The organism is Pseudomonas sp. GW823-FHT04A03, from assembly GCF_058796615.1.
In genome coordinates, this window is the sequence record NZ_JBXAIV010000023.1 from 1 (window position 1) to 7,769 (window position 7,769).

Below are 7,769 nucleotides of genomic sequence, written 5' to 3' on the forward strand. Positions count from 1 at the left end.
TTCAGTCGGTTAGAATACCGGCCTGTCACGCCGGGGGTCGCGGGTTCGAGTCCCGTCCGCTGCGCCATATTCGGTAATCTGGAACACTGAACGCCAGATCACCACAGAAAGCCCGCCTTGTGCGGGCTTTTTGCTGTCCGGGATTTGACTTTTGCCGGGCCTGAACATGAGAAAGCGACCTTTGACGGTCGCTTTTTTCGTTTCTGGCGCTGCTATTGCGCCGAGTTGCGACTGTGGCGGTAATCGCTGACTGCTTCATACACCGCCTTGCGCAGGCGGTTGATCCCGCCAATCGGGCGATGAGCGTCGATGCCGAACCAGGGATTGAACGACAGGTTGTCGCATTGCAGGTTCAGGGCCGGGGTGTCGAAGTCCTGCGGGGGCAGGGTGATCCTAGCCACCGTCTGGAATGGGCTGTCCTGTTCGCGCCATTCGATGCTGGTGTCTTCGATCGGCATGTACTTGTTCGCGTCCTGCCGCTGGATCTGCAAAACGAAACACGCTGGAATCCGGTCGGTCGACAGCTGTTGATTCAATGCATTGCGCAGGAAGTTCGGCAGATCCTGGTTCTGTTTCGGCAAGGTATAAGCCGGGCAACGCTCCGGATCCGGCACCACCCGGAACTTGGCATTGGCCTCGCCGAACTTGTAGGGCGATACCGAAAAGTAAGTAGTACGTGTCGGGCTCTCTGGTGGTGGCGAAAGGGTCGCCAATGCAATGAACAGATGCCGGGTCTGCCAGCTGCGCGGATCCCACCCCGGAAAAAACGCCATGACCTTCTTGCCGTCAGCCTGCGCCGCCACATTCTGACGATACTCGGCGACATCGCTGACAAAGAAGTTCGGGTGACTGAACATCACGAAATCCTGCTCATGCAGCCCCTGACGATCCCCCAGCAACTGCTTGCCCGGTACATCGAGCAATTTGAGCGCCATGCCCCGGGCATCGCGGATGCTGTCGAATTGCGGATAGGCGTTGCCGTTGGATAGGCGCATCGTCGCTTTCCACAGCTTGCCCGGTTCGCTGAAGACGCCCTGGCGCAATTCCTGAGCCAGATCCGGCAACACCTGCACGTCGGCCTTCACGCAGCCATGGGCCTTGGCGTGGGCATCGCGCAGATAGCGGGTGCTTTCGCGGTGCTGGTCGACGATGCGCACGGCGGTCTGAATCACGTCCTGAGTCATGGCGGCTTCGCCGTCCGGAATCTGCTCCAGCGCCGACACCGGACCACGGTGCTGCCAGGCGAACCACGCGGTCGCCAGGGCCCAGCCGATCAGGCCGATCACCAACAGGAACAGCAGGGTTTTGCCCAATAACCGTCCCAGCCAGAGCCAGAAACGCGCCAGTATCGAAGGTCTTTTGAAGGAATTGAAGATCATGGCAGTTGCGCCTCCAGCGGGCCGCCCAGCACTTTCAGGTATTCGAGCAGCGCCCAGCGCTCTTCTGGCTGCAGCAGTCGGCCGATGACGCCGTTGCCGCGTTCGCCGGCGCGGAATTCGTGGCCGCTGTTGTGGTTGCCGGTGATACGGGTGTCGAACAGGAAGCCGTTGGTGAAGGCTTCGGTGCGGTAGCCCAGATGGCGCGGGTCGTATTCGAAGGTGCCTTTATAGAAGGTGGTGGCGCGCTCGTCCTGAGGCGACAGCAACTGATAAAGGCTCGGCACCGAGCCGTTGTGCAGGAACGGGGCTGTGGCCCATACGCCGGCGAGCGGACGCGCCTTGTAGGCAACTTTTTCGCGCACGCCGATCGGCAGACCGAAGCCATCGAGCTGTGGTTTTTCGGCGGCGGTGACGCCTGCTTCGCGATACGCACGGTTTTCCACGAAGGCGGTGACGTAAGCCAGTCCCTTGGCCACTGAAAGCTGGCTGAGATCCAGCGGCTCCTTGGGTTTGGGGTGCAACTTCACGTCCATTTGTTCGAGTTCCGCCGGGTTCCATTGCAGGGCGGTCAGGTCGAAGCGGTGATTGGCAATGTTGTTGGCAGCATTCGGGTCGGTGCCGATGACGTCCACCGGGAGCATGTGCAGATGTTGCACCCAGCGCTCGCCTTCCTGAGTCTGGCGCGGGACGTGGCATCCGGCGCAATTCTCGGCGAACAGGGCTCGCCCCTTGGCTGCCAAGGGTTTGTCGACGAGGCCGAGCACCTCTTCAGGCCATGCCGGCGGTCGCAGTTTTTGCAGGGTTTCTTCGATCTTGTGCAGATCACGCACACGTACGCTGGAGGCATAGCGCTCATCGCCCTGCAGCGGCTGGCGGTTGGCGTCGAAGAAATTCAGGGTGGCGCCGACGCCCAAAGCCTCGCCGATATTGCGCGCCATCGGTTGTTGCGCCGAACCGTTCCACTGCACCCAGTCGAAGGTCCACATGTCCCACAGCTGCGGGTAATCCACCGGGGCGTTGGCCACGCGGTAATTGCTTGGGGAGATCGCATCGCCGAAGGTCGCGTTGGCGATACGCCCGAACGCATCGGTGCGGCCCGGGCCTTCTTCGGTGGGGTAGAGGCCGCGATGGGTGTCGTTCCAGGCCACTTTGATGAAGGTGTTCAGTGAGCTTTTGAAGTCTTTGCGCAGTTGTTCGTGGCGTGCGTCGTAGTCGTTGCCCAGCACGTGGCGGGCGAAGCGCTCGAATTTCCACGGGTTGTAGTAAGTCGAGGTGAGACTGGCGACCAATGCCTGTCCGAAACTTCCGCCGCGCAATGTAGGAACGCTGGAGGGCAACACATGCTGGGCCGAGCCACCGTCGATGCGTACTGCCTGGCCATTGAAGTGCAGTTCACCGGTGTGGCAGGCCGCGCAAGTTATGTCGAGATATTGCTCGGCGCTGCCGGGATTCTCGTGCCGGGCGAAACCCACCGGCAGATTCCCGGGGTTGTCCGGTGTGGCTTTTTGCTGCGGATCGATCAGAAAGCCGAAGCGCGCGAGGTATTCCGGGGAGGCAAAACGTTGCTGCGAGAACGGCAGCTCCAGCGCCTGAAACCATTCGTAACGAAGGCCTTTGACCTGCGTCCCCTGCGGAGTGAAGTAGTAGGTCTGGCGCTCTTGCTCAGTCCACTGGTTCAGGTAATGCACCTGTTTTGCGGGCGCGGGGAAGGGCAATCTCGGATTGGCGACATAGTAAAGAACCACCGCCAGAACCAGTCCCAGCAGCACCACGATCAGCGTCAACACACGGTATAAGAGGCGCAAGATGAACATCCTTGTCGAGTTGTTGCGCTGTTATGCCTGAGCCGAGTCCTGTGCGGCAAGTGGCCATTACGCCAAGTGTTGTGGGAAGCGGCATCAATTGTTGTCGGCGAAAGATGACAGAAGCTTCATCGTGCCTTTCGCCAAATGCTTTTTAATCCCTGAACTTATCGGAAGATTCCTGCTCTCATGCCGGTAGCCATTGGTCGTGGCGGCCTGATAAGCTCGCGGCTTTACTCGATTGCCCTTTCGGCGCATGAACAAGGAAATAGCATGAAACAGCATCGGTTGGCGGCGGCGGTTGCCCTGGTTAGCCTGGTACTCGCGGGTTGTGATTCGCAGACCAGCGTAGAGCTGAAAACCCCGGCGCAAAAAGCTTCCTACGGTATCGGCCTGAACATGGGCAAGAGCCTTGCTCAGGAAGGCATGGATGATCTGGACTCCAAAGCGGTAGCCCAGGGCATCGAAGATGCCGTCGGCAAGAAAGAACAGAAGCTGAAAGATGAAGAACTGGTCGAAGCTTTCGCGGCGCTGCAAAAGCGTGCCGAAGAGCGTATGGCCAAGATGAGCGAAGAGTCGGCAGCCGCCGGCAAGAAATTCCTCGAAGAAAACGGCAAGAAAGCCGGCGTGACCACCACCGCTTCCGGTCTGCAGTACGAAGTGGTCAAGAAAGCCGACGGCCCACAGCCTAAGCCTACCGACGTCGTGACTGTTCACTACACCGGCAAGCTGACCAACGGCACCGTTTTCGACAGCTCCGTCGAGCGCGGCAGCCCGATCGATCTGCCGGTCAGCGGTGTGATCCCGGGTTGGGTCGAAGGTCTGCAACTGATGCACGTTGGCGAGAAGTACAAGCTGTACATCCCTAGCGATCTGGCTTACGGCGCACAATCGCCAAGCCCGGCAATCCCGGCCAACTCGGTTCTGGTTTTCGACCTGGAACTGCTGGCCATCAAGGATCCAGCCAAAGAAGACGCCGCCGCCAAGTAATCTGCGCCGGTTTCAACAACAACGCCTCGCTTATGCGGGGCGTTGTTGCATCTGGACGATGGTCGGCGTAAACAGACCGAACCGATGCCGGTCATGGCAGTCCTAGACTTTAAGGTTGCCCGCGCTAGACGCCCGGAGCCGCCAAGTCAATGAAATATTGGGTTTTTTTATGTGAGTAAAAAACGCCCGATCTGAGCGCAGCCCTTATGAAACGGGGCTCTCAGCGCTGAAATGCAGCTCTGTTCACAAGGTTATCCACAATTTGTGTGGATAACATTTCAACGGGAGAAATAAATGAAAGCGCCGTGGAATTTCGCCCGATTCCTGCCTTTGGCCGGACGCTTGCTGGCTCGAGGCCGCTTGCCGACCTTGTTGTTCGCCGTGGCCAGCAAAGGCGCCGCCCAAGGCAATCGTCTCGGCAAGCTGAAGGACGATCTGCGTCTATTGCAGGCACTGTGTCTGGCGTACTGGCGCGGCGAGTACCGTGCGATCAGCGCCAAGGCCATCGTTTCGGTAGTGGCCGGTCTGATGTACTTCCTCAGTCCGGTGGATGCGATCCCGGATTTCATTCCCATGTTCGGCATGCTCGATGACATCGCCGTCCTCGCCTGGCTGATGAAAACCCTCGACGATGAACTGAATGCCTTCCGCCTGTGGCGTCAGCGCCAGGCGCCGGAAAAGCTCAGAGTGGTCGAGCGTTTGCCCGATACACCCGAGCAACTTCAGCTTCAGGGGCCGAAAAAGTCCTGAATCACGACAGCCTCTTACACAGATAGATACCCCTCACGACCTTGGCCGCTGTTAGGATTACACTTCTAGGGAAAAGTGCCGACTCGCTAAGTGTTGTTGTCCTACGGGGTAGTCATGGATATTCAGATAATTGCACGCGATGGCGAACCCGAATATGCGGTTCTGCCATGGGCTCAGTATCAGGCTCTACTGAAAGCAGCAGGCATCAACGAAGCACCGTCGCAACCGGCTCCAGCGCCGCTTGCGGCCACCCCGGACCCGATTCTTCCAGGTCTGGATCAGTTACGCAGTTTGCGCGAAGGGAAGGGCATCGCCATCGAGGCGCTGGCCCGCACGGTAGGCATCAGCCCGTCTTACCTGGCCATGATTGAAAGTGGCGAGCGTCTGCCCGACGCCGCGATTCGCCGCAGCCTGGCCTGGGAGTTGACGGTGCCAGGGTGGAGGGAACAATCGTGAGCGTACGCATCAGTCGTCAACATTGGGACGGATTGCTGGGGGAGCTGGATCAGGCGCGCAGGCAGCGCCATCTTTTGACTTATCGAGCCTTGCTCGAACGCCTGCAACTGCCCACGCCAGCGATGCAAACATTGACCGCTGCGCTGGAGCATCTCGCCGCACTGGACGCGAAAGCCGAACAACCGTTGCGCAGCTCGCTGGTGATCAGCCAGGGTGCCAGTCGCCTGCCACGTACCGGTTTCTTTGAATGTGTCGAGCGTCTGGGGCGTTTTTCCGGGCCGTCCGACGGTGTCGCCGCCGCCTCCTGGCATGCCTCGGAAGTGGTGCGGGTCTTTGAGTACGAGTACCCGGAATCGGCGGAGGCCTGAGTGTTTTTACGACTCAAGGCGCGGGCAAGTTACTGGCTGGCCCGTAGGCTGTTTCACTGGTCGTGGTTTGTCCGTCAGCCCCGCGGCTGGCGCTGGCTCGAAGGGCAGTTTGCGCGCATGGCCAATCTGGGCGATGTCGGCGCGCAAAGTTTTTACGGGCACATCCTGACGTTTCGCGGGGTTGGCCTGGGCGCACGTGAGGAAGGTGTGCGGTTGTTGCGACTGGCTGCGCTGGCCGGGGATGGCAAGGCGGCGTATCAAGTCGGTGTCATCAGTCTTGCAGGTACGCCGAGCAAAGCGCCAGATCCTTCGGAAGCCGTTCGCTGGTGGACCATGGCCGCGAAGGCCGGGCATCCGTTGGCCGAGCTCAAGTTGAAAGAGCTGGCCGGCCGAGACGCCTCTCAATAAGCCAATCATCTGTTCCGTGAACGGGGCGTGAGGGAAACCTTCCACCCCGTTTTTGCGTCTGCAATTCGATAAAAATCAGTTACAGACTTCTCCTACATCCTCTGCCTACTCGCCTGACTTCTTTTCTGATTGATCCCCCGCAAAGTCCCTCGCCTGATTTTTGCGCGAGGGAACGCACATGTTTGACCCGGTTTTTCGTTTCGAAATGCGCATGGAAATGCGCTGATGGATGCCGTCACCCGCATCGAGCAAGAACTCGACAGCTTTCCCCGCACACTCGATCTCTATCGCGAACAGCTCAAGCACTGGCTCAGTCGCTCGGCAGACGGCGTCAGTCACGCGGCCGATCTGCCGTCGCTGATGGGGATGGAGCGGATCATCCGTTTTGGCGAGCACAGTACGGCGGTCGCGATTGACGACGGCCGTTTTACTTCTGCGATCGTGCAATGCCCGGAATCCGGGCCGATGGAGATCGAGAGCAAGTTCGAGTCGGCGTACGACATTCCGTTGGGCGACATCGTTGTCGATGTGGTGGCGTTGGAGGGCGGTGCAGTCAAGTCGGTCACCCTCGATGCTCAGGGCAGGGGAGTGTTCACCGGTGAGGCGGGCAAGTTTTATCGGGTGGTGGTGCACAGCGAGGCCAGCGAGCAGCAGGTTGATGCGCTTTTCGAATCCTACGATGGCCTGACTCGGCAGCTGGATGGCTGGCTGCGCAGCGAGTGGCAGGGATTCAAGCCGCAATGGTCGCAGTCGGTAGCCACTGCGGCCGGGAACGGCATGCTGGCCGGGAGCTGGGCGGCGATCGAGGGGGTGTGGGACAGCATCGGGTTGTTGTCGGAGATTCTCCAGGATCCGCTCGAGTTTGGTGGTCGTCTGGGAGATAGCGCGACAGCGTTGGCCGAGTTCGCGGTGTCGATGCCCGAAAAAATGGAGCAGCTCCAGCTGCTCGTCAGTGACGAGGCGGCGCTGTGTTTGTTGCTGCGTACTGCCAGCCTTTGGCTGGAAATGCTGCCTCCCAATGAGATTGCCGGGAAAACCGCCGAGGCGGTATCGATGGTGGTGGTGCAGCTGCTGATTGATGTGTTGATCGGCGTTGTGCTGACCTTCGTTGGCGCCGGGGCAGGGATCGCTTATCTGACCTTGCGTCTGGTGGATCGCGGCGCTCAATTGTTGTCGGCGGTGACGCGTCTGGTGAAGGCGATTTTCGGCATCGTCAGCACCTTCATCGGCTATGTGAACCAGTACAAATCCGTCGCCGCACGGGGCATTGCTGCCGGGGTGAAAAAGGGCCGCATGCAATTGCGCTGGGATGCCCGGCGCAATGCCTCCCTGAAAAAAGACGAGCACCACGACGACACGCCGGATCAGGCGAAGAACCCCAACGGTGACAGCGCCGATTGTGCGCCGCTGACCTGCACCAACGGCTGTCCGGTGTCGATGGTCACTGGTGAGGAATTGCTGACGCTGACTGATGGCGTGCTCGACGGGCTGCTGCCGTTTGAGTTCAGTCGGTTGTACCGCAACAGTGCGGCTGAGATCGATGTTGGGTTGGGGTTTGGCTGGAGCCATTCGCTGGCGCATCGGCTGGAGGTTGATGGCGCTGCGGTGGTCTGGGT

General features: G+C 59.8%; 8 protein-coding genes. 6 read left to right on the forward strand and 2 right to left on the reverse strand.

Annotated elements, in window-relative coordinates; genetic code table 11:
- Positions 1–212: 212 nt before the first annotated feature.
- Together AC1Q9F_RS28260 and AC1Q9F_RS28265 are read right to left on the reverse strand one after the other, a co-directional pair.
- Positions 213–1,349 (reverse strand): catalase family protein, encoded by a 1,137-nt coding sequence (locus tag AC1Q9F_RS28260; RefSeq protein ID WP_492621361.1) that lies wholly within the window; start codon positions 1,347–1,349, stop codon positions 213–215.
- Positions 1,350–1,375: 26 nt separating this feature from the next.
- Positions 1,376–3,184, reverse strand: a complete 1,809-nt coding sequence (locus tag AC1Q9F_RS28265; RefSeq protein ID WP_492621360.1) for a di-heme-cytochrome C peroxidase — start codon at positions 3,182–3,184, stop codon at positions 1,376–1,378.
- A 270-nt stretch (positions 3,185–3,454) separates the two neighbouring features.
- On the opposite strand from AC1Q9F_RS28265, the gene bamJ reads away from it, so the two are divergent.
- From bamJ to AC1Q9F_RS28295, 6 genes are all read left to right on the forward strand, one after another.
- Complete coding sequence (gene bamJ / locus AC1Q9F_RS28270; RefSeq protein WP_007950433.1) at positions 3,455–4,171, forward strand: BamJ family beta-barrel-assembly machinery protein; 717 nt, start codon at positions 3,455–3,457, stop codon at positions 4,169–4,171.
- A 294-nt stretch (positions 4,172–4,465) separates the two neighbouring features.
- Positions 4,466–4,921 carry a YkvA family protein gene (locus tag AC1Q9F_RS28275; protein ID WP_007950434.1) on the forward strand — a complete coding sequence of 152 codons (456 nt, stop codon included), beginning with the start codon at positions 4,466–4,468 and terminating at the stop codon, positions 4,919–4,921.
- Between the two features lie 114 nt (positions 4,922–5,035).
- Positions 5,036–5,377: a helix-turn-helix domain-containing protein gene (locus AC1Q9F_RS28280; RefSeq protein WP_007950435.1), complete on the forward strand. Its 342-nt coding sequence runs from the start codon at positions 5,036–5,038 to the stop codon at positions 5,375–5,377.
- Complete coding sequence (locus AC1Q9F_RS28285) at positions 5,374–5,745, forward strand: hypothetical protein (RefSeq protein WP_003223109.1); 372 nt, start codon at positions 5,374–5,376, stop codon at positions 5,743–5,745. Before AC1Q9F_RS28280 ends, AC1Q9F_RS28285 begins: the two co-directional genes overlap by 4 nt.
- Positions 5,746–6,153, forward strand: a complete 408-nt coding sequence (locus tag AC1Q9F_RS28290; protein ID WP_492621359.1) for an SEL1-like repeat protein — start codon at positions 5,746–5,748, stop codon at positions 6,151–6,153.
- Positions 6,154–6,378: 225 nt separating this feature from the next.
- Positions 6,379–7,769, forward strand: a 1,391-nt coding sequence (locus AC1Q9F_RS28295; RefSeq protein ID WP_492621358.1) for a DUF6531 domain-containing protein, incomplete at its 3' end; no start/stop codon positions are given.

Coding starts and splice junctions, on each gene's coding strand:
- AC1Q9F_RS28275 (WP_007950434.1), top strand. CDS start 4,466: ATGAAAGCGCCGTGGAATTTCGCCCGATTCCTGCCTTTGGCCGGACGC.
- bamJ (WP_007950433.1), top strand. CDS start 3,455: ATGAAACAGCATCGGTTGGCGGCGGCGGTTGCCCTGGTTAGCCTGGTA.
- AC1Q9F_RS28280 (WP_007950435.1), top strand. CDS start 5,036: ATGGATATTCAGATAATTGCACGCGATGGCGAACCCGAATATGCGGTT.